This window comes from Cellulomonas sp. NEAU-ZC6 (assembly GCF_056844425.1).
In genome coordinates, this window is record NZ_JBXFYH010000001.1 from 530,971 (window position 1) to 556,917 (window position 25,947).

Below are 25,947 nucleotides of genomic sequence, written 5' to 3' on the forward strand. Positions count from 1 at the left end.
CAGGTTACTGGTCCGCGCCCGCTGCTTCCGGCAACGTCCCCAGCACCGCGTCCCAGATGCCGTCGGCGACCTCGTCCTTGCTGCCCTCGACGGACGCCACGCGCTCGCCCGCGGCGTCGAGCAGCGTCACCGCGTTGTGCTCGGTGCCGAAGCCGCGGCCCTCGCCGACGGCGTTCACCGCGAGCAGGTCGGCGCCCTTGCGGCGGGCCTTGGCCCGGCCGTGCTCCAGCACGTCGCCCTCGGCGTCGCCGGTCTCTGCCGCGAACCCGACGACGACCTGCCGGCCGGACGTGCGGGGCGGGTCGGTGACCAGCTCGGCCAGCACGTCGGGGTTCTGCACGAGCGCCAGCGGCGGGGCGGAGCCGTCCGCCTGCTTCTTGATCTTGTGCGCCGACCCGGACGCGGGCCGGAAGTCGGCGACGGCCGCGGCCATCACCACCACGTCGGCGCGCTCCGCGGCCGAGCGGACGGCGGTGCGCAGCTCGGCGGTGGTCTCGACCGGCACGACGTGCACGCCGGCGGGCGGGCGCACGGTGAGGTTGGCGGCGACGAGGGTGACCTCGGCGCCGCGGGCCAGCGCGGTCCGGGCCAGGGCCACGCCCTGACGGCCCGACGACCGGTTGCCGAGGAACCGCACGGGGTCCAGCGGCTCGCGGGTGCCCCCGGCGGACACGACGACCGTGCGGCCCAGCAGGTCGCGGGTGCGCGGCTTGCCCTCGGCGTCGACCAGCGCGAGCGCGGCCGCGGCGATGGCCTCGGGCTCCGGCAGGCGCCCGGGCCCGCTGTCGGCGCCGGTCAGCCGGCCGGAGTCCGGGTCGAGCACCTGGACGCCGCGCTCGCGCAGCGTCGCGACGTTGGCGCGCGTGGCCGGGTGCTGCCACATCTCCGTGTGCATGGCCGGGGCCATCAGCACGGGGCAGGTCGCCGTGAGCAGCGTCGCGGCGAGCAGGTCGTCCGCGCGTCCCGACGCGGCGCGGGCCAGCAGGTCCGCGGTGGCGGGGGCGACGACGACCAGGTCGGCCTGCCGGCCGAGCCGGACGTGGGCGACCTCGGGCACGTCGTCGAACACCTCGGACGTGACCGGGTGGCCCGACAGGGCCTCCCAGGTGGCACGACCGACGAACTCCAGGGCCGCCCGGGTGGGCACGACGCGCACGTCGTGCCCCGCCTCGGTCAGCAGCCGCAGGACGTGGGCGGCCTTGTAGGCGGCGATGCCGCCGGCCACGCCGAGGACGACGCGCACGTCAGGCCCGGTCTCAGGCCTCGTTCGCGGTGACCGTCAGCAGGCCCGCGTCGATCTCGCGCATCGCGATGGACAGCGGCTTCTCCTGCGGGCGGGTCTCCACCAGCGGGCCGACGTACTCGAGCAGGCCCTCGTTGAGCTGCGAGTAGTAGGCGTTGATCTGGCGGGCGCGCTTGGCGGAGTAGATGACCAGCGCGTACTTCGAGTCCGCGCGCTCCAGCAGGCGGTCGATCGGCGGGTCGGTGATGCCGATGGGCTCGGCGACGGTTCCGGACACGGTGGCTCCCGGTGCTCTGAGGGGGTGGCGGACGAAAGTCTGCCGGTCAGTCTACCGCGACCGGCAGCCCCATCAGGGCGACCAGCTCGTCGGTGGCGCGCCGCACCTCGTCGTTGACGATCACGTGGTCGAACTCGGGCTCGGCGGCCATCTCCACCTCCGCGGTGGCGAGGCGGCGCGCGCGCTCCTCCTCGTCCTCGGTGCCGCGCCCGACGAGCCGGCGCACCAGCTCGTCCATCGACGGCGGCGCCAGGAACACGAACTGCGCCTCGGGCATCGTGGTCCGCACCTGCCGCGCGCCCTGGAGGTCGATCTCCAGCAGCGCCGGCTCACCGGCGGCCAGCCGCTCCTCGACCGGCCGCCGCGGCGTGCCGTAGCGGTTCCTGCCGTGCACCACGGCCCACTCCAGCAGCTCGCCGTCCGCCGCCATCGCGTCGAACTGCTCGGGCGTGACGAAGTGGTAGTGCACCCCGTCCACCTCGCCCGGCCGGGGGGACCGGGTGGTGGCGGACACGGACAGCCAGACCTGGGGGTACCGGGCACGCAGGTCGGCGGACACGGTGCCCTTGCCGACGGCGGTCGGTCCGGCGAGAACGGTCAGCCGGGCGCGCGACGTCGTCATGCTTCTCGGGTGCTCCTGGAGTTGTGCGGCCCCTCGCGGGGCCGCAGGACGGGGGGTGCCGGCTCAGCCGAACCGGTCGACCAGCGCCTTCACCTGGTGCGGGCCGAGGCCACGCACGCGGCGCGTCTCCGAGATGCCGATCTCGGAGATGATCTGGCGTGCCTTGACCTTACCCACTCCCGGGAGGGACTCGAGCAGGGCGAGGACCTTGAGCTTGCCGATGGTCTCGTCCTTCTGGCCCTGGGCGATGACCTCGGAGAGCGTGCCCTGCGAGTACTTCAGCCGGTTCTTGACCTCCGCACGGGCCTGGCGGGCGGCGGCGGCCTTCTCCAGAGCCGCTGCACGCTGCTCGGGGGTGAGAGTCGGAAGTGCCACGTGAGTCACCTTCTCATCACAGTTCGGAGGCAGGGACATGGAACCACGGTGATCCGCTGCCCCCGGTGCTGCGTCGCGCCGGAGCCCGTGGACCCCATCTCCCGAGGATGGCACGCAATGGGCGAAGGGGCACGTTTGCACAGCGTGTCGGCGTCACCGGCTCGCCGGGCCCGTCCGCCACGGGGGCGCCACGGGACGCCACGGCTGCCGAGGTCGTCCCACACCGGCGAGGTCGTCACACGTACCTGACGACCTCGCCGCGTAGTGACGACCTCGGCGGGCGGCGGACCTCCGCGGGCCGGCGCAGGGCCGGCGCCGGGTCAGCGCAGGGCGGAGCCGGGTCAGCGCAGGGCGGCGCCCGCCGCGTCGGCGGCGGCCCGGGCGGCGTCGCGCAGGGCGCGCACGTCCGGGCCCGCGGCCAGCACGCCGCGCGAGGACGACGCCAGCACCGACGAGCGCGCCGCGCCGAACACCGCGGCCAGCTCGGCCGGGCCCGCGCCCTGCGCGCCGACGCCCGGGGCCAGCAGCGGCCCGCGCACGGCGGCGAGGTCCACGCCGAGCCGCGCGGCGGCGTCGCCGATGGTGGCGCCGACGACCAGCCCGATCGAGCCGAGGTCTCCCCCGGCACGCTCGAGCTCGGCCGCGTTCGCCGCCCCCGCCGCCCGGGCCACGCGGTCCGCCACGGCGACGCCCTCGGCGTCCCGGGCGTGCTGCACGGCGGCGCCCTCCGGGTTGGAGGTCAGCGCGAGCACGAACAGCCCGCGCCCGGTGGCCAGGGCGGCGTCGACGGCCGGGGCCAGCGAGCCGAACCCGAGGTACGGCGAGACGGTGAGCGCGTCGGCGGCCAGCGGCGAGCCGTCCCGCAGGTAGGCGTCGGCGTAGGCGCCCATCGTCGAGCCGATGTCGCCGCGCTTGGCGTCCATCACCACGAGCGTGCCGGTGTCGCGGCCCGCGGCCACGACCTCCTCCAGCACCGCGACGCCGGCGGAGCCGTGCCGCTCGAAGAACGCGGCCTGCGGCTTGACCGCCGCGACGGACCCGCCGACGGCCTCCAGCACCGTCAGCGCGAACCGGCGCAGCCCCTCGGCGCTGTCGGGCAGCCCCCAGGCGTCCAGCAGCGCGACGTGCGGGTCGATGCCGACGCACAGCGGGCCGTGCGCCGACATCGCCGCCGCGAGCCGCGCGCCGAACGGCCTCACGCGGTCACCCGGGCGGCCGCGGTCGCGGCGCGCCGCGCGGCGGTGGCCGCGTCGTGCTCCTGGAGGCTCGCCACGCCGAACGGCCCGGCCAGCGCCGCCTCGATGCCCTGCACCGCGGCGCCGAGCTGCTGCACGGTCGTGACGATGGCCTTGTCGGCCGCCGTCGTCGCCGCGCGGATCTCGTAGCCGTCGGCGCGGGCGCCCTGGCCCGAGGGGGTGTTCACGACGATGTCGACCTCGCCGGCGGAGATCAGGTCGACGATCGTCGGCTCGCCGTCCGGGCCCCGGCCGGTGGAGAACTTCCGCACCACCCGGGAGTCGATGCCGTTGCGCTTGAGCACCACGGCGGTGCCCTCGGTGGCGAGGATCTCGAAGCCGAGCTCCGCGAGCCGCTTCACCGGGAACACGATCGAGCGCTTGTCCCGGTCCGCGACCGAGATGAACGCCCGGCCCGACGTCGGCAGGCCGCCGAACGCCGCCGACTGCGACTTGGCGAACGCCGTCGGGAAGTCGGTGTCGAAGCCCATGACCTCACCGGTCGAGCGCATCTCCGGGCCGAGCACGGTGTCGACCACGGTGCCGTCGGCGGTGCGGAACCGCTTGAACGGCAGCACGGCCTCCTTGACGGCGATCGGCGCGTCCAGGTCGATGACGCTCGCGTCCTCGGCCGGCAGCACGCCGGACGCCCGCAGGTCGGCGATCGACCGGCCGGTCATCACCAGCGCCGCCGCCTTGGCCAGCGGCACGCCGGTGGCCTTGGACACGAACGGCACCGTGCGGGACGCCCGGGGGTTCGCCTCGAGGACGTAGAGCACGTCGGACACCAGCGCGAACTGGATGTTCAGCAGGCCGCGCACGCCGACCCCGGCCGCGATGGCCTCGGTCGACACCCGGATCCGCTGCAGCTCGGACTCGGACAGGCTGACGGGAGGCAGCACGCACGCCGAGTCGCCGGAGTGGATGCCGGCCTCCTCGATGTGCTCCATGACGCCGCCGAGGAACAGCTCGGTGCCGTCGTAGAGCGCGTCCACGTCGATCTCGATGGCGTCGTCCAGGAACCGGTCGATCAGCAGGGGCGGCAGGCTGCCGCCGCGCGCGGTCGCGTCGACCAGCGCCCGCTCCACGTACTCGGTCAGCTGCTCGTCGGAGTAGACGATCTCCATGCCGCGGCCGCCGAGCACGTAGGACGGGCGGACCAGCACGGGGTACCCGATCCGCGCGGCGGTCTCGCGGGCGACCGCGAGGGTCGTCGCGGTGCCGAAGGCCGGCGCGGGCAGCCCGGCGGCGGCGAGCACGGCGCCGAACGCCCCGCGGTCCTCGGCGGCGTCGATGGCGGCCGGCGGGGTGCCGAGGATCGGCAGACCGGCGTCCTGGAGCCGCTGCGCGAGCGACAGCGGGGTCTGCCCGCCGAGCTGCACGATGATGCCGGCGACCGGGCCGGCGGCCTTCTCGGCCTCGTACACCTCGAGCACGTCCTCGAACGTCAGCGGCTCGAAGTACAGGCGGTCGGCGGTGTCGTAGTCGGTCGACACGGTCTCGGGGTTGCAGTTGACCATGACGGTCTCGAACTCGCCCTTGAGCGCCAGCGTGGCGTGCACGCAGGAGTAGTCGAACTCGATGCCCTGGCCGATCCGGTTCGGGCCGGAGCCGAGGATCAGCACCGCCGGCCGGGTGCGCGGGGCGACCTCGGTCTCCTCGTCGTAGGACGAGTAGTGGTACGGCGTGCGGGCCGCGAACTCGGCCGCGCAGGTGTCGACCGTCTTGTAGACCGGGCGCACGCCGAGCGCGTGCCGGACGCCGCGCACGACGTCCTCGCTGTCCCCGCGCAGGGACGCGATCTGCACGTCCGACAGGCCGTGCCGCTTGGCCCGCGCCAGCACGGCCCGGCTCAGCTCGGGCGCGGCGGAGGTCGCCGCGGCGACCTCGTTGATCAGCTGCAGCTGGTCGAGGAACCACGGGTCGATGCCGGTGCGCGCGTAGACCTCGTCGACGGACACGCCGGCGCGCAGCACCTGCTGCACGTCGACCAGGCGGTGCTCGGTCGGCCGCGAGATGGTCGCCGTCAGGGCGTCGAGTGCCTCGCCGGTCAGCGGCTCGTCGTCCCAGTGGAACGTCGTGCCCTTGCGGTCGATCGAGCGCATCGCCTTGCCGAGCGCCTCGGTGAAGTTGCGGCCCATGGCCATGGCCTCGCCGACGGACTTCATCGTGGTGGTGAGCGTCGGGTCGGCGGCCGGGAACTTCTCGAACGCGAACCGCGGCACCTTGACCACGACGTAGTCGAGCGTGGGCTCGAACGACGCCGGGGTGGAGCCGGTGATGTCGTTGGGGATCTCGTCCAGCGTGTAGCCGACGGCCAGCCGCGCCGCGATCTTCGCGATCGGGAAGCCGGTGGCCTTCGACGCCAGCGCGGAGGACCGGGACACGCGCGGGTTCATCTCGATGACGATGATCCGGCCGGTGTCGGGGTGCACCGCGAACTGGATGTTGCAGCCGCCGGTGTCGACGCCGACCTCGCGGATGACCGCGATGCCGATGTCGCGCAGCCGCTGGTACTCCCGGTCCGTCAGCGTGAGGGCCGGGGCGACGGTGACGGAGTCACCGGTGTGCACGCCGACCGGGTCGACGTTCTCGATGGAGCAGACGACCACGACGTTGTCGTGCTTGTCGCGCATCAGCTCGAGCTCGTACTCCTTCCAGCCGAGGATGGACTCCTCGAGGAGCACCTCGGTGGTCGGCGAGTAGTGCAGGCCCTGCCCGACGATCCGGCGCAGGTCCGTCTCGTCGTAGGCGATGCCGGAGCCGAGGCCGCCCATGGTGAACGACGGCCGCACGACCACCGGGTAGCCGAGGTCCTGCACGGCCCCGAGCGCGTCGTCGAGCGTGTGCACGATGGCCGAGCGCGCGGACTCGCCGCCGCAGACCTCGACGACCTGCTTGAACTGCTCGCGGTCCTCGCCCTTCTGGATGGCGGGGATGTTGGCGCCGATCAGCTCGACGCCGTACTCGGCCAGCACGCCGGCCTCGTCCAGGGCGATCGCCGCGTTCAGCGCGGTCTGGCCACCCAGCGTCGGCAGGATCGCGTCGGGGCGCTCCTTGGCGATGATCGAGGTGAGCACCTCGGTGGTGATCGGCTCGACGTAGGTCGCGTCGGCGAACTCCGGGTCGGTCATGATCGTCGCCGGGTTCGAGTTCACCAGGACGACCCGCAGGCCCTCCTCCTTGAGCACGCGGCAGGCCTGGGTGCCGGAGTAGTCGAACTCCGCGGCCTGGCCGATGACGATCGGGCCGGAGCCGATGACGAGGACGGAGTGGATGTCGGTGCGGCGAGGCATCAGGCGCCCTTCGTGGTGGAGGTGACGTCGGTGGCCTGGCCGGCAGCAGCGGCACCCTTGTCGGGCTCGCGCATCAGGTCCAGGAACCGGTCGAACAGGTAGGCGGCGTCGTGCGGGCCCGCCGCGGCCTCGGGGTGGTACTGCACGGAGAAGGCCGGCAGGTCGAGGGCGGCCAGGCCCTCGACGACGTCGTCGTTGAGGTCGACGTGCGACACGGTCACGCGGCCGTACCGCCCGCCGTCGTGCGGGGCGACGGACACGTCGTCCAGCGGCGCGTCGACCGCGAAGCCGTGGTTGTGCGCGGTGATCTCGACCCGGCCGGTGGCGCGGTCGAGCACCGGCTGGTTCACGCCGCGGTGGCCGTAGCCGAGCTTGTAGGTGCCGTAGCCGAGCGCCCGGCCGAGCAGCTGGTTGCCGTAGCAGATGCCGAAGAACGGGATCCTCCGGTCCAGCACGTCGCGGAGCAGCTCGACCTCGTGCACCGCCGCCGACGGGTCGCCGGGGCCGTTGGAGAAGAACACGCCGTCGGGCCCGGTGGCGAGCACGTCCTCGATGGACGACTGCGCGGGCAGCACGTGCACCTCGATGCCGCGCTCCGCCATCCGGTGCGGGGTCATCGACTTGATGCCGAGGTCCACCGCGGCGACGCGCGCCACCGGCTCGGCCAGCTCCTGGCCGTCGGGACCGAGGGCCCTGACCACGTAGGCGGTGTCGGTGGAGACCTCGCCCGCCAGGTCGGCGCCGGCCATCTGCGGGCGCTCGCGCACCTCGGTGACCAGGTCCTCCACCGCGCGGGCCCGGCCCGCGGCGTCGCGCAGCGCGTCGCCGGACACGATGGCGGCGCGCATCACGCCGCGCTCGCGCAGGTGCCGGGTCAGGGCGCGGGTGTCGATGCCGGAGATGCCCACGACGCCCTGCGCCGCGAGCTCCTCGTCGAGGGACCGGGTGGAGCGCCAGTTCGACGCCCGGCGCGCGGGGTCGCGCACCACGTAGCCGGACACCCAGATCCGGCCCGACTCGGGGTCCTCGTCGTTGACGCCGGTGTTGCCGACGTGCGGCGCCGTCATCACGACGATCTGCTTGTGGTAGCTCGGGTCGGAGAGCGTCTCCTGGTACCCGGTCATCCCGGTGTTGAAGACGATCTCGCCCCAGGTCGTGCCGGTGGCCCCGTAGGCCTCGCCGGCGAACGTCCGCCCGTCCTCCAGGACCAGCAGTGCGTCCGTCATGAGTTCTCCTCATGCCCGCTCGTGGCGGGCGTCGATCCGATCAGTGTCTGTGCGGCCGCGCGCAGCTCGTCCCCCTGGCGGGGGTGCCGCAGGCGCAGGCCCGTGTCGAGGCCGCGGGGGTCGCGGGCGGCGTCGGGGGTCCAGGTCAGGACGACCAGCCCCTCGCCGCCGACGACCTTGCCGGCCATGCCGCCGGAGGTGCCGACCGCGCGCAGGGCGGCGCGCGGCACGAACACGTCCGGCGCGCCTCGTCGTCGGACCACCACGCCCGCGTCGTGCACCTGGACGGTGGCCACCGAGCGCACGCCCAGGGCGTGCTCGCCGACCCGGTCGAGCCAGTCCCCGGCCCGGGTGCTGGACACGTACACGGCGTCGAACGCCTCGGTGCGGGCCGCGCCCAGCGCGTCCGCGTCCGGGACGGCCGGCGGGGCGGGCATCGTGCCCGTGCCGCGCTGCAGCCGCCGCCAGCCGAGGGCCATGCCCGTCAGCAGCGCGAGGCCGAGCACGAACAGGATCGTGACGGAGAGCCAGGGCGGCATCAGGGCGTCACCCGCCCGGCGGCGAACCGCGGGTCCGCGGGGTCGTCCTGCGGCACGCCGTCCAGCACGGTGGCGCGGCCGCGCAGGAAGGTCGCGACGACCCGCCCCGGCAGCTCCCGGCCGCGCAGCGGGGTGTTCTCCGCGGCGGTGGCCTGCTCCGCCGGGACGACGACCCGGCGCGCGGCGGGGTCGACCAGCACGAGGTTGGCCGGCTCCCCCACCGCGAGCGGCCGGCCGTGGTCCTCGACCCGGCCGATCCGCGCGGGCGTCGTGGAGAGCACCCGGGCGACGTCGGCCCAGGTGAGCGCGCCGGTGTCGACCATCGTCTGCTGCACGACGGACAGCGCCGTCTCCAGCCCGGTCATGCCGAAGGCGGCCGCCGCCCACTCGCAGTCCTTGTCCTCGCGGGTGTGCGGGGCGTGGTCGGTCGCGACGATGTCGATCGTGCCGTCCGCCAGGCCCGCGCGGACCGCGTCGACGTCGGCCTGCGTGCGCAGCGGCGGGTTCACCTTGAACACCGGGTCGTAGCCGCGGGCCTCCTCGTCGGTGAGCACCAGGTGGTGCGGCGTCACCTCCGCGGTCACGTCGATGCCCCGGGACTTCGCCCAGCGGATGATCTCCACCGAGCCGGCCGTCGAGAGGTGGCAGACGTGCAGCCGGGCGCCGACGTGCTCGGCGAGCAGCACGTCGCGGGCGATGATCGCCTCCTCGGCCACCGCGGGCCAGCCCGCCAGGCCGATCTCCGCCGACACGACGCCCTCGTGCATCTGCGCGCCCTCGGTCAGCCGCGGCTCCTGCGCGTGCTGCGCGACCACGCCGTCGAACGCCTTGGTGTACTCCAGCGCGCGGCGCATCAGCACCGGGTCGTGCACGCACTTGCCGTCGTCGCTGAACACCCGCACCCGGGCCGCGGAGTCCGCCATCGCACCGAGCTCGGCGAGGTGCTCCCCCGCCAGCCCGACGCTGACCGCGCCGACCGGGTGCACGTCGACCCAGCCCGCCGCGGTGCCGAGCCGCCACACCTGCTCGACGACGCCCGCGGTGTCCTGGGTCGGCGTCGTGTTGGCCATCGCGTGCACCGCGGTGAACCCGCCGACCGCGGCGGCGCGGGTGCCGGACGCGATCGTCTCGGCGTCCTCCCGGCCGGGCTCGCGCAGGTGGGTGTGCAGGTCGACCAGGCCGGGCAGCAGCACCATCCCGGTCGCGTCGACGATGTGCAGGTCGTCCGGGGCGTTCTCCGCCGCGTCGCCCGCCTCGGCGCCCATCGCGGCGATCAGCCCGCCGGCGACCAGCACGTCGGTGGCGGCGCCGCCGAGCGGCGCCACGTCCTTGAGCAGGTACTGCGTCGTCATGCCGTCACTCCGGTCGCGCTCGTGCTGGGGCTGGTCAGGGTGTCGCCGTCGCCGGACAGCAGCAGGTACAGCACGGCCATCCGGACGGCCACGCCGTTCGCGACCTGCTCCACGATCACCGAGCGCGGCGAGTCCGCCGCGACGGCCGAGATCTCCAGGCCGCGGTTCATCGGGCCGGGGTGCAGCACGATCGCGTGGTCCGGCAGCGCCGCGAGCCGGCGCGCGTCCAGGCCGTACAGCCGGGTGTACTCCAGGGGGCTCGGGAAGAACCCGCCGCCCGCCGTCGACATCCGCTCGCGCTGCACGCGGAGCATCATCACCGCGTCCGGCCCCTGGGCGAGGACGTCGTCCAGCCGGTAGGACACCTCGGCCGGCCACGGTCCGACGCCGACGGGCAGCAGCGTCGGCGGCGCCACCAGCGTGACGCGGGCGCCGAGCGTGTGCAGCAGGTCGACGTTGGACCGCGCGACCCGGCTGTGCAGCACGTCGCCCACGACCGCCACGTGCAGCCCGGCGAGGTCGTCGCCGACGCCGTCGGGGTTGTCCGTGGTGCCGGTCAGGCGCCGGCGGATCGTGAACGCGTCCAGCAGCGCCTGCGTCGGGTGCTGGTGCATCCCGTCGCCCGCGTTCACCACGGCCGCGTCCGTCCAGCCGGCGTGCGCGAGCGTGTGCGGCGCGCCCGAGGCCTGGTGCCGGATCACGATCGCGTCGGCGCCCATCGCCTGCAGGGTCAGCGCGGTGTCCTTGAGCGACTCGCCCTTGGACACGCTCGACCCCTTGGCCGAGAAGTTGATGACGTCCGCGCTCAGCCGCTTGGCGGCCGTCTCGAACGAGATCCGGGTCCGGGTGGAGTCCTCGAAGAACAGGTTGACGACCGTGCGGCCGCGCAGCGTCGGCAGCTTCTTGATCTGCCGGCCCTGGGTCGCGGCCATCTGGCTCGCGGTGTCCAGGACCCGGATCGCCGCGGCCCGGTCCAGGTCGGCGGTCGACAGCAGGTGCCTCATCGCGCGTCCCCGCTCTCGATGACCACCGCGGTCCGGCCGTCGGTCTCCGCCAGCAGCACCCGCACCCGCTCGGCGGTCGAGGTCGGCAGGTTCTTCCCGACGAAGTCCGCGCGGATCGGCAGCTCGCGGTGCCCCCGGTCGACCAGCGCCGCGAGCTGCACCGCCCGCGGGCGGCCGAGGTCGTTCAGGGCGTCCAGCGCCGCGCGGATCGTGCGGCCGGAGTAGAGCACGTCGTCCACCAGCACGACGACCTTGCCGTCGATGCCGCCCGCCGGGACGCTCGTCGCGCCGATCGTGCGGGTGGGGTGCTGGGCCAGGTCGTCGCGGTACATCGTGACGTCCAGGCTGCCGACCAGGTGCTCGGCGACCAGGCCCGGCTCGACGGCGGCCAGCCGCTCCGCCAGCCGGCGCGCCAGCGGGACGCCGCGGGTCGGGATGCCGAGGACGACGAGGTCGTCGCCGCCCTTGTTGCGCTCGAGGATCTCGTGGGCGATGCGCGTCAGCGCGCGGGCCACGTCCTGCTCGCCCAGGACGACGGTGGCGCCGGTGGCGCTCACGTCGTCGGGCACGGGGGTACCGGAAGTCATCCGGGCCGTCTCCTTCCCCGCCTCACGGGACGGTGTTAAAGGAATGCCTGTCCCGGGCACCTTACACAGCACGGCCGGGCCGCGCCCCGCGCGTCCACCCTCGGCGCCCGTGACCCGTGCCACCTCCGCCGGGCACGCCCGCGCCTCACGCCAGGCAGGCACTCAGGTCGACCCGCAGCGCGGCGCGCTGGAACTCCATCGTGTCCAGCGAGCGGCCGGGCCTGATCCCGTGCGTAGCGAGGCACTCGCCGAGCTCGAGCTCCCAGCGCGACGTGTCGGCGTTCGCCAGCTGCCACGCGTCGTCGAGCGGCGCGAACTCGGAGTGGTAGCAGCGGTCGTCGTCCGCCGCGGCTTCCGCGCGGACGCGGTAGTCCAGCACGGGGCCGGTCTCGTCGACGACGACCACCGCGTGACCGGCATCGCGGAGGCACGAGGCGTACCGCTCGAACCCGGAGCGGTACGCCTCCTCGTCGACCGCCCCCGACCGGAGCGCGGCGAGCAGCGCGGGAGTGGGGGCGGTGCCCAGGTACCCGCCGATCACCTCGGCAGCGGTCGGGGACGGGCGTGCGTCCCCGGGACCGCAACCTCCGCAGGCGAGGAGCGCGCCGACCACCAACGCCGTCGGCCCCGCAGAATTCCTGCTCGACGACGTCATGCGCATGTCGCGACCTCTCCGCGTCAGCGCGCACCGGAGCGGTACGCAGCACGTCGTGGAGGCCGGTCGAGCGGCGGCTGCCCCTCGCCTCGCGCTCTCGCGGGGCGCTCGGGGCGTTCGTCGACCCTCACCTGGTGTCACCGACATTAGCGAGGGCAGCCCGTCACCGGCCATCCCCGTGAGACGCAGAACGGCCCCCGTCCCGGGCGGGACGGGGGCCGTGCAGCACGCGGCGACTCAGGCCAGCAGGGTCGGCTTGAGGTCGACCAGGCGGCCGAGCAGGCCGTTGACGAAGCCCGGGCTCTCGTCCGTCGACAGGCTGCGGGCCAGCTCGACGGCCTCGTCCACGGCGACCGCGTCCGGCACGTCGTCGTTGAAGAGGATCTCCCAGGTGCCGATCCGCAGCAGCTCGCGGTCGACCGCGGGCATCCGCTCGATCGTCCAGCCGTGGGAGTGCGTCGCGATGACCTCGTCGATCCGCGCGCGCTGCGCCTGGACGCCCTCGACCAGGTCGACCGAGTACTGCGGCAGGGCCGCCTCGGTGCCGGGCTGGGCGATCCGGTCGGCGAGCACGGTCAGCGGGTCGAGCCGGCGCTGCTCCGCCTCGAAGAGGACGTCGAGGGCCCGCTTGCGGGCCTTGGTGCGTGCACCCACGTCAGTCGTTCACGCGACCCAGGTAGCTGCCGTCGCGGGTGTCGACCTTCACCTTGGTGTCCGTCTCCAGGAACAGCGGGACCTGGATCTGGTAGCCGGTCTCCAGCGTGGCGGGCTTGGTGCCGGCGGAGGAGCGGTCGCCCTGCAGGCCCGGCTCGGTGTAGGTGACCATGAGCGTCACCGACGGCGGGAGCTCGACGTAGAGCGGCACGCCCTCGTTGGTCGCGACCATCGCGCTGGTGCTCTCGAGCATGAAGTTCGCGGCGTCGCCCACCGTGGCGGCCGGGACGGTGATCTGGTCGTACGTGTCCGTGTCCATGAACACGAAGTCGTCGCCGTCCTTGTACAGGTACTGCATGTCGCGCTTGTCGACGTTCGCGGTCTCGACCTTCAGGCCCGCGTTGAACGTCCGGTCGACGACCTTGCCGGACAGGACGTTCTTGAGCTTGGTGCGGACGAACGCGCCGCCCTTGCCGGGCTTCACGTGCTGGAACTCGATGACCGTCCAGAGCTGGCCGTCGATCTTCAGCACGGTGCCGTTCTTGAGGTCGTTCGTCGTCGCCACGTGTCGCTGCTTCCTGTCCTGGGGTGCGTCGGTCGGCCGCCACGCACGCCCGCGGGTCGCGGACGGGGCTGAGCCGCCGACCATCCTAGCGTGCGGGCGGCGGCACCGGATCAGCGGGTCAGCAGCCACCGGCCGAGCACGCCGACGCCCGCCGACCAGACGAGCGACGCGAGCGTGCCGATCACGAACCGCTCGGACACGGCGGGGTCGTCCCCGGCACGCAGCTCGGGGTACCGGCCGAGACCCTTGACCGCCACCACCACGGCGACTCCCCCGGGCTCGCCGGCCAGCAGCGTGCCGGTGACGGCGAGGCGCTCGAGCACGCCGATCCAGGTGCCGCCGCGCAGCTTCTGCCGGGCGCGCTCGCCGTCCGGGCCGTCGCCGGCCGACCGACCGGCGCCGCCGCCCTTGGCCGGCTTCCGGTTCGCGCGCCCCTTGCGGTACGCGGTGTCGTGCCGGTTGCCCGGCTCCACGCGCGCCGCCGGGACGGTGGTGGCGCGGGCCCGGCCCGCACGGCCGCCCCGGTCCGCCAGGCGCAGGACGCCCGCGGCCGCGACCCAGCCGAGTCCGCCGCTGACCACCAGCGCGGCCACGACGACCACGGCTCCCCACAGCGGCGTCATGCCTCCCCCTCGCGGTCGTCCGGCTGCCCATCGTGACCGGACCCGCCGGCCAGCCGGAGCAGGCGCGCCGCGGCCGGACGCGCGGCGGCCTCCTCGAACCACAGCGCCGACCGCAGGCGCGCGCTGACCGCCTGCTGGCTGATGCCGAGGTCGGCGGCGAGGTCCTCCTGCCGCACGCCGGACGCGCCCGACGCGCCCGTCAGCCGGTCGACGACGGCCCAGCCCGGCTCGGTGCGGCGGGCGACGACCGAACCCAGCAGGACGAGGACGCCCTCGGCCTCGGCCGCCAGGTCCGCCCGGTCACCGCGCACCGCCAGGGGCACGCTGCGCAGGCGGGACTTGGCCGCCTCGACCGCGTCGCGCGCGTGCACGAACGCGCTGCCGGAGCCCGCCCGGGACGACGGCGGCAACGGCGTGTCGACCACGCCGGCCCCGATGCCGATGCTCCACCCCCCGGTCCGCACCAGGTGCAGCGCCAGCGCGACCACCAGGTCGGGACTGGCCAGGACGGCCTGCACCTCGTCACCGACCGTCCGCTCGAACGGCAGGACGACCGCGCCCGGCACTTCGCCGACCAGCGGCGAGGCCTCCGCCAGCCCGGCCAGGAGCGCCTCGACCCGGTCGCCGACCCGGCGGCTCCCCTCCTGGTCGACCGTCATCGTCCACATGGGACGAGGTTAGGACCTGGTAACCGAGGACACAAGCCTTGGGGCTTGTAAGCGGTGGTACAAACTCAGCGGCTTGTGGGCTCAGCCGAGGGAGAGCCCACGGGGCGCCGCCGCGCCCTCGGCGATCTCGGCGTACGCCGCCACCAGCAGCGTCGGGTCCGGCCCCTCGAGCCGCGTCGGCCGGGCGACGTCCTCCAGCACCACGAACCGCAGCAGGTCGCCGCGGGTCTTCTTGTCGCGGCGCATCGCGGCGTGCAGCTGGTCCCAGCGGTCCCCGCGGTAGGTCGTCGGCAGTCCCAGGCTGGTGAGGATCGCCCGGTGCCGGGCGACGACGGACTCGTCCAGCCGGCCTGCGAGCCGCGCGAGCTCGGCGACGTAGACCATGCCGACGGACACGGCCGCGCCGTGCCGCCAGGAGTAGCGCTCGACGTGCTCGATCGCGTGGCCGAGGGTGTGCCCGTAGTTGAGGATCTCCCGCAGCCCGGCCTCGCGGAGGTCCTCCCCCACGACGCGCGCCTTCACGGCCACCGCGCGCTCGACCAGCTCGGCCACGACCTCCGACCCCGCGGCGGCCACGGGGTCCGTGATCTCGGCGGCGTGCGCCTCGACCAGCTCGAGGATCCGCGGGTCGGCGATGAACCCGCACTTGACCACCTCGGCCAGGCCGGCCACGTAGTCGTGCCTCGGCATGCTCTCCAGCGCGGCGAGGTCGCACAGCACCCCGGCGGGCGCGTGGAACGTGCCGACCAGGTTCTTGCCCTCGACCGTGTTGATCCCGGTCTTGCCGCCGACCGCGGCGTCGACCATCGCCAGCAGCGTCGTCGGCACGTGCACGACCTTCACGCCGCGCAGCCACGTCGAGGCGACGAAGCCCGCCAGGTCCGTCGTCGCGCCGCCGCCCAGCCCGATGATCGCGTCGCTGCGCGTGAAGTCGGCCTGGCCGAGCACCTGCCAGCAGAACGCCGCGACCTGCGCCGACTTGGCCGGCTCCGCGTCCGGCACCTCGGCGAGCAGCGCCTCGTAGCCGTGCGCCGTCAGGTCCTCGCGCACCGCGTCCGCCGTCGTCGCCAGCGCGGCCGGGTGGATGACCAGCACCTTGCGGACGCCGTCGCCCAGCAGCCGCGGCAGCTCGCCCAGCAGGTTGCGGCCGATGACGACCTCGTAGGGCGACTCGCCCCGCACCTCGACCGTGCGCGTCCCGCTCATCGTCCCGCCTCGTCGTCGTCCCTGCGCTGGTCCGCCAGCGCCTCCTCGATCCGTCCCGCGACCTCCGCGGGGGTGATGCCGTCCGTCGACACGACGACGGTGGCCACCGCCTCGTACACCGGCCGGCGCTCCGTCATCAGCTGCTGCCAGCGCGCCCGCGGGTTGCCCAGCAGCAGCGGCCGCGACTGGTTGAACCCGACGCGCGGCGCGGCGTGCCGCAGGCTGACGTCCAGGAACACCACGACGCCGCCGGCCGCGCGGTACTCCGCCAGCGCCGCCTGGGTCTCCGGGTGCAGCACCGCGCCGCCGCCGAGCGCGAGCACGCCGTCGTGCTCGACCAGGGCCACCCGGACCGCGTCGCGCTCGAGCTCGCGGAACCGCGGTTCGCCGTCCTCCACGAACAGGTCGGACACCGACTTGCCGGCGACGCGCTCGACGTCGCCGTCGGTGTCCCGGGGGGTCAGGTGCCAGCGACGCGCGAGCGCGAGGGCGACCGTCGACTTGCCCGAGCCCGGCGGGCCGACCAGCACGACGCGGGGGCGCAGGATCATCGGGCGCTCACCGGAGCAGGTCGGGGATCGCCGCGACGTATGCGTCCAGGTTCCGCCGCACCTCGCCCACGGAGTCACCGCCGGTCTTCTCCAGCAGCGCGTCCGCGACGACCAGCGCCACCATCGCCTCGGCGACCACCGCCGCCGGCGGCACCGCGCAGACGTCCGAGCGCTGGTGCTGGGCCTTGGCGGGCTCCGCGCTCGACGTGTCCACGGTGTCCAGCGCGCGCGGCACCGTCGAGATCGGCTTCATGGCCGCGCGCACGCGCAGGATCTCGCCGTTGGTCATGCCGCCCTCGATGCCGCCGGCGCGGTTGCTGCGGCGGCGGATCACGCCGTCGGCGTCCCGCTCCATCTCGTCGTGCGCCTGCGAGCCGCGGCGGGTGGCGGTGCGGAAGCCGTCGCCGACCTCCACACCCTTGATCGCCTGGATGCCCATCAGCGCGCCGGCGAGCCGCGCGTCCAGCCGGCGGTCGGCGTGCACGTACGAGCCGAGCCCGGACGGCAGGCCGTAGACCAGCACTTCGACGACACCGCCCAGGGTGTCGCCGTCCTTGTGGCACTGGTCGATCTCCGCGACCATCGCCGCCGACGTCGACGCGTCGAAGCAGCGCACCGGGTCGGCGTCCAGCGCCGCCGTGTCGTCCGGGGTGGGCAGCGCGGCGTCGTCGGGGGCCGCGACCGGGCCGATGCCGACCACGTGCGAGACGAGCCGGATGCCGGCGGCCTGCTCGAGGAACCGGGCGGCGACGGTGCCGAGCGCGACGCGGGCCGCCGTCTCGCGCGCCGACGCACGCTCGAGCACCGGACGGGCGTCGTCGAACGCGTACTTGCGCATCCCGACCAGGTCCGCGTGGCCCGGGCGGGGCCGCGTCAGCGGGGCGTTGCGGGCGCGGTTCAGCTTCTCCGGGTCGTCGACCGGGTCCGACGACATGACGTCGACCCACTTCGGCCACTCGGTGTTGCCGATCTCGATCGCGACCGGGCCGCCCTGGGACTCGCCCAGGCGCACGCCGCCGAGCACGCGGACCTCGTCCTGCTCGAACTTCATCCGCGCGCCGCGGCCGTAGCCGAGCCGGCGGCGGGCCAGGGCCTCGCGGATGTGGGAGGAGTCCACCTCGACCCCCGCGGGGAGGCCCTCCAGCACGCCCACCAGGGCGGGGCCGTGCGACTCACCGGACGTCAACCAACGGAGCATGGTGCGGAGTCTTTCACGTCACGGGGACGCGACCGCGCCCCGGTCCACGTCGTGGGCCGGGGCGCGGGTGGTGCGGTACTGCGGTGGCCGGGTCAGCGCCCCGGGGCGAACGGGTTCGCCTCGCCGCCGGGGACGGGGACCGACTCCTCCGGGACCTGGGTCGGGTCCACGGGCTGCGCCGCACCGTCCACGAGGACGAACGCGTACCCGGTCATGACGAGCTCGATGTCACCGGGCGAGGTCGCCGGACGACCACCGTTCGCGCCGGCCGCCTCCTGCGTGGTGGCCTGGATGGACGACACCAGGTAGAGCCGGCTCGCGTCCTCCTGCACCGAGCGCAGGAACGCCACCGAGGCGTCGTACGTGCCGAGCGACGTCAGCGTGATCGGCACCGAGTAGAACCCCGGAACCGTGCCGTCCGTGACCGGGGCGGCCGAGTCGGAGATCGCCGCGTCCTCGCTCGTCGCGGCACCTTCCACTCCGGCTTCCTCGGTCGGCTCGGCCGCAGCCGCCGGCACCGACGAGACGAAGGGCGTCGGCACGCTCGGAGCCACGTTGAGGATCGTCACGCCGGCCGTGTCCGCCAGGCTCTGGAGCTCGCGGCTGATGCTCGCTCCGTCACCGGTCACCGGCATCTGGAGCCGCAGCGCCTCGAGCTCGGCCTGGTACTCGGCCAGGTGCGTGAACTGCTCCTCCAGGCGTGCGATCTCCATCTCGAGCAGGTCGTTCTGGTCCCGCTGCGCCGCGGCGGAGGCGGTGTCGTCCGCCGCCCGCGCGACCACGGGGTCGACGAGCAGGAACCACGCCGCCGCGAGCAGCAGCACGGACAGGAACGCGGTGCCCCCGATCCAGACCTTGGCACTCGCCTGGCGCATCACTGGTCGACCTCCGGCTCGAACCGGCCCGAGAGGGCCGACGGGAGGAGGTCCACGGTGGCCTCCACCTGGTAGTAGATGACACCGTCGGCCTCGGTCAGCGAAGCCGACGAGAACCACGGGTCGCTCATGCCCTTGACACCCTCGATCGCCTCGATCCACGACGCCGTGTCCGGCAGGGTCGTCGACCGGGCGGTGAAGGACACCTGCCCGATCGTGTCGAGCGCCGCGAGAGGATTCGTGCTCCCCGTGTACGCCTGGCCGGGGGTGCCGACGGTGACGACCATCGAGTCGTAGGAGACACCGGTGGGCGTCACCGCGCGGAGCGCCTCGAGGTAGTCCGGCCAGAGGATCTCCGAGGACATGCCCTGCTGGCGCGCGGACTCGCCCTGGCTGATGGCACCGAGCACCACGGGGACCTCGGCGTACTGCTCCTTCTCGCTCTGCAGCCGCGCGGTCTCCGCCTGCGCGGCCTCCAGCTCTGCTGCGGCCGAGTTGGCGAGCCACAGGGCGCCGGCGTATGCGAGGGTCGCGATCAGGACCACGACCAGCAGCGCCGCGAGCAGCAGCCTCTTGATGGACTTGAGCCGACGACCCTGGGTGACCTCCCCGGGCAGCAGGTTGACCTGCGGCCAGGAGCTCACGGGAACCGCCTCGGGACGCCGCGTGGGGCTGACGACGCTCATGCCGCCACCCCCATCGCCAGGCCGAGCGGGACCACGTAGGTCGCGGGGTCGGCGCCGAGCGACCGGGGGTCCACGCCCTTGGCCAGCGGCATGAAGGCCAGGGGCTCACCGACCACGACCTGCACACGAGCGGCGCTCGCCAGGTACTGCCCGAGGCCGGGGAGGAACGCGCCTCCGCCGGACAGGACGATCTGCTGCACGGCTCCTCCGGGGTTGCTGCTCGCGTAGTAGACGAGGGTGTTGCGGATGGAGTCGACCAGGCCGGTCGTCACCTCGGCGACGATCTGCTTCGCGGTGAGGTCCTCCTGGGCGGACGCCAGGCCGATGCCGACCTCGCGCTTGAGGCGCTCGGCGTCCTGCTGCGGGATGTCGAGGGTGCTCGACAGCGCCTCGGTGACGTCGTGGCCGCCGGAGGGCAGGATGCGGACGAACCGCGGGTGGCCGTCGACGACGATCGACAGGTTGGTGACGCGGGCGCCGATGTCGACGAACGCGATGACGCCGCTGCCGAAGCCCGACCGGGCCTGGATCCGGGCGACCGCGAAAGCGTTGAGGTCCACCATCGTCGGGACGAGACCGGCCATCTCGACGGCCCGGGTGTTCGCGACCACCGTCTCGGCGGTGGCAGCGACCAGCAGGCCGTGCAGCTGCGGCCCGTCGGCGCCGTCGCTCGTGCTGATCGGGAAGAAGTCGAGGAGCGCGTCGCTCGCGGCCACCGGGATCAGGCCCTCCACCTGGAAGGGCAGCGCCGCGCGCAGCTGGGCCGGGGGCAGCGCCGGCATGTCGAGCTCGCGGACGAGCACCCGCTGGTTGCCGACGCCGATCACGACCTCCTTCGTCGTGAACTTGGCCTCGGCCCACAGCCGCTTCAGCGCGGATGCCACCGTCGCCGGCTCGGCGACCTCGCCGTCGTGCACCGCGCCCCACGGCAGCGGCACGAAGCCCGCACGCAGCACACGTCCCGGCGCCCCCTTGGCGGGACCGCCGTTGTCGAACTCCACCTCGACCGCCCGGACACCCGTGGTGCCGATGTCGAGCCCGATCACCCGGGTCTTTGCCACGTGGCCGTCTCCTGTCAGGTCGTGCTGGACGCGCCGCTGGGCACGCTGTTGATGTCATCGGCCCGGGACGCGGGATCTTGAGCCGCCGTGCGGGTGGCTCTCAGGCGAAGAAGCCCAGGTAGGCGCTCCAGAGCTGTTCTCCCGCTGCGATGCCCACGGCCGCGCCGAGCAGCATCCAGGGGCCGAACGGGATGCCCGTGCCCTTCCGCGCGCGGCCCAGCAGCAGCAGCGCCACCGCGAAGAGCCCACCGAGGAGGAAGGTCGCGAACCAGCCCACCAGGACCGCTCCCCAGCCGACCCACCCGAGGTAGAGCCCGAGGACGCCCGCGAGCTTGACGTCGCCGAACCCCATGCCGGCCGGGTAGACCACCAGGACCAGGGCGTAGAAGGACAGGAACGCCACGCCGGCGATCACCGCCCGCAGCAGCGCACCCCAGTCCGGCTCGCCGCCGGGCGCCCAGCTCGCCAGCGCCAGCAGCGCCAGGGAGACCGGGTACGAAGGCAGGACGATCGCGTCCGGAAGCCGGTGGACGTCCAGGTCGATCAGTGCCAGGGCAATCGACACCGCAGCAAGGTAGGCGAGCGCGGGCAGCAGCCACGGCACGTCCTGCGCCCAGCACCACCAGGCGGCGAGCGCGAAGAGCACGCCTGTCGCTGCCTCCACGAGGGGGTACCGCACCGCGATGGGCTCGCCGCAGTCCCGGCACCGGCCGCGAAGCACGAGCCAGGACAGCACGGGTACGTTGTCCCGGCTGCGGATCGCGTGCCCGCACCGCGGGCACGCGCTGGCGGGACTCACCACCGACTGGTCCCGGGGCACGCGCCAGACGACCACGTTGAGGAACGAGCCGACGGCGACACCCACCAACGTCGCGAGGACGACGACGAGAGGGAGCACGGCTAGCCCCGCACGTTCGCGGGCGTGCTGATCTCGCCGCTGTACCGCAGGGACCACTGCGAGTTCGCCCAGGTGGGGAAGTAGGGCGGGCGGTCCAGCTGCAGACGGGTGTCGTACTGGTAGAGCTTGCTGTACCCGGTCATCCCGGGTCCGGACCCGGTGCCGACCGCGCCACGCCAGCGCTGGGCGATCGAGCCGCGCACCTGGAGGATCCCGTTGCCGCCGCTCGCCGCGTACTTCTGCACCAGGAACGAGTGCTGCAGCGTCTGGATCGAACCCTGGATCTGGATACCGCTCGGGGGCTCGATCGACGTCGCGGTCGGTGCCTTGTACCGGACCGGCCAGCCGGAGACCGCGTCCTCGCCTTCCGGTGCCTTCCACTTCCACGGGCCGTAGGAGCTGCAGTACTGGTTCCAACCCGAGCCCGAGGTCTTCAGGCACTCGCGGTCGGAGCTGACGGTGGCGATCCGCGGGCGGAACACCTCGACCGAGTTCGTCGCGACCAGGCCGATCATGTCGGTGGACCCCGTCGCCAGGTTCGACGCGGTGAGCAGGTCGCCCGTCACGACGATGGACTGCTCGGCCGAGAGGGTGACCCGACCCTTGAGGATGCCCTCCGCGTACAGGTTGCCCTGCCCGCAGTACTTGGTCGTCTCGCGCATGTTCACGTCGTACGTGTACTGCTGCCCGCTGCCGCTCGGCGAGGCCGGAGTCGCCTCCGAGTAGGTCCCGAGGGGCAGCCGAGCACCGGACTTGCCGCCGATCTCCTCGGCGTAGCACTGGCGGTTCGCGGTCCCGGAGCCTGCGGCGTAGATCACCATCTCGGTCGGCACGTTCAACGTGGCGCCGCTGGCCTGGTCGAGCTGGTCCAGGGTGCCGCACGCCGGCGCCGTGCCGCCCGGTGGCGCGATCGCGACCGGGGCGCGGTTGCCGTTGACCGACTTCTTGTTCCAGACCGTCATCTTGCCGTCGGCGCTGAAGATGACCCGGGTCGAGCCGTAGTAGTGGCAGCCGGGGTTGGTCGCGAACGCCGCCGAGTTGTCGTCGAGGTACTTCGGCGCCGCGTACTGGGGCTTGATCGAGTTGAAGTTGGCCGTGCTGCCCGTGCGCAGGCAGTACTGGTTCCAGGAGCTGGCGCCGGTGCCGGCGTTCTTGCAGTTCGGGTTCGCCGTCTCGACACCCGCCTTGAACGTCGCCCCGGAGCTCAGGATCGAGTCGTTGGTGAAGACGGCCCCGTCCAGCACGTCGCTGTTGATGAAGGTGATCTCCGTGCAATCGGTACGGCCCTGCCAGAAGTACTTGGCGTTGGAGTAGCCGCCAGCGCCGCACTGCGTCCTCGTGGCCCCGCTGGGTGAGTACGCCTGCACGTTGGAGGGGTCCGCGGACTCGAAGTCCGTGTAGTAGACGTAGTCGGTCGAGCCACCCTTGCCGACGGTCGTCTGGATGGTCCGGTAGACGTCCCCGACCCGACCGGTGGCCGTGAGGAAGACCGAACCCTTGGACCGCTTGAGGGACGCGTCCACGGAGTAGTGGAAGTACGCGTCCTTCGCCCCGCTCGCGCCGGGCTCGACCGGGAGCCACCCCGCGGGCGTCGTCGTCGTCCACCCGCACGGGTTGGCGCCGGACGTGGAGCCGCGCCACGCCTCGTTCGTGCAGTCGAGGGCGTCACCGTAGAGGGGGTCGCGGTCCATCCTGCTGATGAAGTCGTCGACGCCCGCCTGCGCCGCAGCCATGGCCGCGGAGTAGTCCTGGTCGTAGCGCGCGAACTTCTGGCTGTTCAGCGTGTAGGCGAGCGCCGTCATCGCCAGCATCGCGAGGACCAGCATGGAGCCCACGACCACCACGAGCGCCGCGCCCTCGTCGTCCGCGCCGCGCACCCTCCGCAGCACTCCCGTCCACCGCTCGCTGGTCATGGTGTGGTGTCCTCCTCGGCCTGGACGGCCGCCAGGGCGTTGGGCAGCGTGATCCGCTGGATGTAGGTGGTCGGGCGCGGCGCGGTCGGGCTGCTGCTCCGCACCGTGAGGGTCACCTCGACGGCCTGGACCTGCTCCAGCTTGTCGGCGGGCAGTCCGGAGGCCAGCGGGATCAACGGGTCGCCCGCCATGTCGAAGTAGCTGAACAGCGCCCCGGTGGTCTGCACGCCCGACGCCACCCGGCGCACCGTCAGCCGGGACCTGCAGTCGGCTGTGGCACCCGCCGCCTCGGCGTTGCAGTACACGTAGCCGGACGTACCGGGCACGTTCGTGTTCGGGCGCTGGACCTTCTCGATCAGCACACCCTTGTCCGCGCCGGAGGTCCCGACCGTGTAGGTGATCCGGCTGGGGCCGTAGGTGTTTCCCGGGTTGTCGAGGTTCGCGTAGAACTGCATCCCGGTCGCCGTGCCCTGCAGGAACGCGTTGAGCTCCGCGCACGCGTCGACGCAGTCGGCGCTCAGCTGACCGGGACGGACTGCCGTCCGCACCGTCTTGCTCAGGCGCTCGACACCGACCCGGGCCGCGTCGACCTGGTCCTGGCGGGCGATCGTCTGGCCCGTGGTCCGGCTCATCGTGATCGTCAGCGACACGGTCGCCGCGATGACGATGCCCATGATGAGCATCACGACGAGCATCTCGGTCAGAGTCATGCCGGCGTCCCGACGCTCGAGCGCCCGGTCGATCCGCGCGCGCATCAGCGCACCGTCAGAGGGTTGGAGGTGCTGAGGGGCAGGGTGTAGGGAGTCCCTGCACCGCTCACGACGACCGTGCCCGCGAACGTGCAGGTGCCCTTCTCGCTGTCCCGGACGAAGAACCGCCAGGTCCCCGCGCCGAACGAGCCTGTGGCCGTCGTGGCCGTGTTGGCCGTCTTGGTCAGCTGGGTGACGCCGGCGGGCAGGCTCCGCGTGCAGGTCATCTGCTGCGCACCCGTCCAGGCGACGACCGTGTACTGGCTGCCGGACGCGAGCTTGCTGGCGGTCACCGTGGACGGAACCGGAGGGTTCGTCCAGGTCAGCACGTTCTCCGTGTCGTAGTTCAGGACCTTCGAGTACTGCCCGAACGGGGTTCCCACGCAACCGCCGCCGGCCGCGCCGTTCGTCGCGTAGACGAACCAGTCGCCCGCGGCGATCGGGACGGCGCCGGCGCGCGCGCCGTCGACGTTCACCGCCGTGGCCGCCGCTGTGCCGGTGGGGCAGGCGGTGAGGTTGCCGCTCCTGGTCCGGTTCACGGCCCACAGCACGCCCGCCGGGGCGTTGTTGACGCGCAGCGTCGTCTGCCCCCACATCTCCTCGCCGTTGTCGCCGGACGCGAGCACGATCCCCGTGGGACCGGTGGAGCAGTCGAAGGACGGTCCGCTGGCGAAGAAGCTCCAGGTGCCGGGGAGGAGGGACACAGCGGCGGGGTCGACCGGCTGGACGCCGGGACCGGTGCAGCTCGCGGTGCCCACCGGCCCGGCGTACACCGACGTGGTACCCGTCGGCAGCGCAGTCAGCACCCACCGGGCAGCGGCGTAGGTGACGTCGATCGTCACCGTCGCGCCGGGGGTGAGCTGGTGGAAGGGGAAACCGGCGGCGGGCGCGGTGGTGCCGAAGTAGGCGCCGTACCGGGTCGGCCACAGCCCGGTCACCGTCGTGACCGGTCCCGTCGCCGTCACCGTGCGCTGGTTGGTCGTGCCCGAGGACTCCGACGCCACCAGGGTGATCTGCGCACCCGCCGCCGAGGCCGCCAGCGGCGCTCCGGACTCGTCCACGAGCCGCAGCGCCACCGACCCGGCCTTGTCGACCTGGAACGTGACGTTGTTGTTGAGCTGTCCCTGCCCGACGAGGCCCACGACCTTGGCCGGGTTGGCGGTGCCGGCGATGTCGACGTAGCCGGAGTCGGTGACCTTGGCGCTGTAGTCGGTACCGAGACCCGCGGCGGGGCTGACCTGGACGACGGCGCAGCCCTGCGCGTCCGTGGTCCCCGAGCGAGTGGCACCGCCGCCCGTCACGGAGACCCCGCGGCCCGGGTTGGCGGCACCCACCGCGTCGGTCACCTTCACGGCGACGAAGGAATCGGTGTCGGGGATGCCCGTCCCCTTCTCGGGGGCGAGCGACGTGCTGCTGACGACGGGCTGGATCGCGCCCATGTTCGGCCAGGTCACGGTGACGGTCACGCCGAGCGTCGGGTAGATGACGAGCGCGCCGCCGTCGCAGGCGGACTCGCCGCCGCCGGTGATGTTCCACTGGGCGGACGTGGTGACCGTGTAGGGAGTGCCGTCGACGACCAGCGGCTGACCCGCGGCAGCGCTGCCGAGCGGGCGTCTGTTGACCGTGGTGCCGGCGGCGGCGATCGCGAGCGGTGCCCCGGAGGTCTCCCGGAACTCCGCGCGCACCATGTCGATCTCGCGGGCCGCCAGGTTCGCAGCGGCGATCCGGTTGCGGTTGTTCACCCCGGCGGACTGGGTCTGGAGCACCACCGCCAGGACGGCGGCGGAGAGGATGCCGAGCAGGACGCAGGCGATGACCACCTCGATGAGGCTCGCGCCGCGGTCGCGTTCGCGTGCTTCGAGCAGGCGCTGGCTCCAGGTCACCGCTTG

Annotated in this window: 26 protein-coding genes; all 26 read right to left on the reverse strand. The window is 73.5% G+C overall.

Annotation, left to right across the window (positions count from 1 at the left end; translation table 11 throughout):
• Nucleotides 1–4: 4 nt before the first annotated feature.
• The 26 genes from coaBC to AC1050_RS02655 all read right to left on the reverse strand — a co-directional run bounded on the left by coaBC (nt 5) and on the right by AC1050_RS02655 (nt 25,941).
• The gene (gene coaBC, locus AC1050_RS02530; RefSeq protein WP_482385808.1) at nt 5–1,243 is read right to left on the reverse strand and encodes a bifunctional phosphopantothenoylcysteine decarboxylase/phosphopantothenate--cysteine ligase CoaBC; all 1,239 of its coding nucleotides are present in this window, start codon (nt 1,241–1,243) and stop codon (nt 5–7) included.
• 13 nt (nt 1,244–1,256) lie between these two features.
• A complete protein-coding gene (rpoZ, locus tag AC1050_RS02535) occupies nt 1,257–1,520 on the reverse strand; it encodes a DNA-directed RNA polymerase subunit omega (RefSeq protein ID WP_203667121.1) in 264 nt (87 codons plus the stop codon).
• Between the two features lie 46 nt (nt 1,521–1,566).
• The gene (gmk, locus tag AC1050_RS02540) at nt 1,567–2,142 is read right to left on the reverse strand and encodes a guanylate kinase (protein WP_482385809.1); all 576 of its coding nucleotides are present in this window, start codon (nt 2,140–2,142) and stop codon (nt 1,567–1,569) included.
• Nucleotides 2,143–2,205: 63 nt separating this feature from the next.
• Nucleotides 2,206–2,517 carry an integration host factor, actinobacterial type gene (mihF, locus tag AC1050_RS02545; protein ID WP_324845308.1) on the reverse strand — a complete coding sequence of 104 codons (312 nt, stop codon included), beginning with the start codon at nt 2,515–2,517 and terminating at the stop codon, nt 2,206–2,208.
• Nucleotides 2,518–2,858: 341 nt separating this feature from the next.
• Complete coding sequence (gene pyrF / locus AC1050_RS02550) at nt 2,859–3,716, reverse strand: orotidine-5'-phosphate decarboxylase (protein ID WP_482385810.1); 858 nt, start codon at nt 3,714–3,716, stop codon at nt 2,859–2,861.
• Entirely contained in the window at nt 3,713–7,048 is a 3,336-nt protein-coding gene (gene carB / locus AC1050_RS02555; RefSeq protein ID WP_482385811.1) for a carbamoyl-phosphate synthase large subunit, read from the reverse strand. Before carB ends, pyrF begins: the two co-directional genes overlap by 4 nt.
• Entirely contained in the window at nt 7,048–8,274 is a 1,227-nt protein-coding gene (carA, locus tag AC1050_RS02560; protein ID WP_482385812.1) for a glutamine-hydrolyzing carbamoyl-phosphate synthase small subunit, read from the reverse strand. The genes carB and carA overlap by 1 nt, the downstream gene beginning before the upstream one ends.
• Complete coding sequence (locus AC1050_RS02565; protein WP_482385813.1) at nt 8,271–8,813, reverse strand: PH-like domain-containing protein; 543 nt, start codon at nt 8,811–8,813, stop codon at nt 8,271–8,273. Before AC1050_RS02565 ends, carA begins: the two co-directional genes overlap by 4 nt.
• Nucleotides 8,813–10,165, reverse strand: coding sequence for a dihydroorotase (locus AC1050_RS02570; RefSeq protein ID WP_482385814.1), 1,353 nt, complete (start codon nt 10,163–10,165; stop codon nt 8,813–8,815). Before AC1050_RS02570 ends, AC1050_RS02565 begins: the two co-directional genes overlap by 1 nt.
• The gene (locus AC1050_RS02575; RefSeq protein ID WP_482385815.1) at nt 10,162–11,169 is read right to left on the reverse strand and encodes an aspartate carbamoyltransferase catalytic subunit; all 1,008 of its coding nucleotides are present in this window, start codon (nt 11,167–11,169) and stop codon (nt 10,162–10,164) included. The genes AC1050_RS02570 and AC1050_RS02575 overlap by 4 nt, the downstream gene beginning before the upstream one ends.
• Complete coding sequence (gene pyrR, locus AC1050_RS02580) at nt 11,166–11,756, reverse strand: bifunctional pyr operon transcriptional regulator/uracil phosphoribosyltransferase PyrR (protein ID WP_482385816.1); 591 nt, start codon at nt 11,754–11,756, stop codon at nt 11,166–11,168. The genes AC1050_RS02575 and pyrR overlap by 4 nt, the downstream gene beginning before the upstream one ends.
• 145 nt (nt 11,757–11,901) lie before the next feature.
• Nucleotides 11,902–12,297: a hypothetical protein gene (locus tag AC1050_RS02585; protein WP_482385817.1), complete on the reverse strand. Its 396-nt coding sequence runs from the start codon at nt 12,295–12,297 to the stop codon at nt 11,902–11,904.
• A gap of 351 nt (nt 12,298–12,648) precedes the next feature.
• Complete coding sequence (gene nusB / locus AC1050_RS02590; RefSeq protein ID WP_482385818.1) at nt 12,649–13,065, reverse strand: transcription antitermination factor NusB; 417 nt, start codon at nt 13,063–13,065, stop codon at nt 12,649–12,651.
• A 1-nt stretch (nt 13,066) separates the two neighbouring features.
• The gene (efp, locus tag AC1050_RS02595; protein ID WP_482385819.1) at nt 13,067–13,630 is read right to left on the reverse strand and encodes an elongation factor P; all 564 of its coding nucleotides are present in this window, start codon (nt 13,628–13,630) and stop codon (nt 13,067–13,069) included.
• Between the two features lie 110 nt (nt 13,631–13,740).
• Nucleotides 13,741–14,253 carry a hypothetical protein gene (locus tag AC1050_RS02600; RefSeq protein ID WP_482385820.1) on the reverse strand — a complete coding sequence of 171 codons (513 nt, stop codon included), beginning with the start codon at nt 14,251–14,253 and terminating at the stop codon, nt 13,741–13,743.
• Nucleotides 14,250–14,921 carry a hypothetical protein gene (locus tag AC1050_RS02605; protein WP_482385821.1) on the reverse strand — a complete coding sequence of 224 codons (672 nt, stop codon included), beginning with the start codon at nt 14,919–14,921 and terminating at the stop codon, nt 14,250–14,252. The genes AC1050_RS02600 and AC1050_RS02605 overlap by 4 nt, the downstream gene beginning before the upstream one ends.
• An 81-nt stretch (nt 14,922–15,002) precedes the next feature.
• Complete coding sequence (aroB, locus tag AC1050_RS02610) at nt 15,003–16,127, reverse strand: 3-dehydroquinate synthase (RefSeq protein ID WP_482385822.1); 1,125 nt, start codon at nt 16,125–16,127, stop codon at nt 15,003–15,005.
• Nucleotides 16,124–16,678 carry a shikimate kinase gene (locus tag AC1050_RS02615; protein ID WP_482385823.1) on the reverse strand — a complete coding sequence of 185 codons (555 nt, stop codon included), beginning with the start codon at nt 16,676–16,678 and terminating at the stop codon, nt 16,124–16,126. Before AC1050_RS02615 ends, aroB begins: the two co-directional genes overlap by 4 nt.
• Nucleotides 16,679–16,685: 7 nt before the next feature.
• Nucleotides 16,686–17,876 (reverse strand): chorismate synthase, encoded by a 1,191-nt coding sequence (aroC, locus tag AC1050_RS02620; RefSeq protein ID WP_482385824.1) that lies wholly within the window; start codon nt 17,874–17,876, stop codon nt 16,686–16,688.
• A 92-nt stretch (nt 17,877–17,968) separates the two neighbouring features.
• Entirely contained in the window at nt 17,969–18,751 is a 783-nt protein-coding gene (locus AC1050_RS02625) for a hypothetical protein (RefSeq protein ID WP_482385825.1), read from the reverse strand.
• Nucleotides 18,751–19,395, reverse strand: a complete 645-nt coding sequence (locus AC1050_RS02630) for a PilN domain-containing protein (protein ID WP_482385826.1) — start codon at nt 19,393–19,395, stop codon at nt 18,751–18,753. Before AC1050_RS02630 ends, AC1050_RS02625 begins: the two co-directional genes overlap by 1 nt.
• A gap of 38 nt (nt 19,396–19,433) precedes the next feature.
• Nucleotides 19,434–20,498, reverse strand: coding sequence for a type IV pilus assembly protein PilM (gene pilM, locus AC1050_RS02635; RefSeq protein WP_482385827.1), 1,065 nt, complete (start codon nt 20,496–20,498; stop codon nt 19,434–19,436).
• Between the two features lie 100 nt (nt 20,499–20,598).
• The gene (locus AC1050_RS02640) at nt 20,599–21,396 is read right to left on the reverse strand and encodes a prepilin peptidase (protein WP_482385828.1); all 798 of its coding nucleotides are present in this window, start codon (nt 21,394–21,396) and stop codon (nt 20,599–20,601) included.
• A 2-nt stretch (nt 21,397–21,398) separates the two neighbouring features.
• Nucleotides 21,399–23,309 (reverse strand): hypothetical protein, encoded by a 1,911-nt coding sequence (locus tag AC1050_RS02645; RefSeq protein WP_482385829.1) that lies wholly within the window; start codon nt 23,307–23,309, stop codon nt 21,399–21,401.
• On the reverse strand, nt 23,306–24,064 hold the full coding sequence (locus AC1050_RS02650) for a PulJ/GspJ family protein (protein WP_482385830.1): 759 nt from the start codon (nt 24,062–24,064) through the stop codon (nt 23,306–23,308). The genes AC1050_RS02645 and AC1050_RS02650 overlap by 4 nt, the downstream gene beginning before the upstream one ends.
• Nucleotides 24,064–25,941, reverse strand: coding sequence for a type IV pilus modification PilV family protein (locus AC1050_RS02655; RefSeq protein WP_482385831.1), 1,878 nt, complete (start codon nt 25,939–25,941; stop codon nt 24,064–24,066). Before AC1050_RS02655 ends, AC1050_RS02650 begins: the two co-directional genes overlap by 1 nt.
• Nucleotides 25,942–25,947 lie beyond the last annotated feature (6 nt).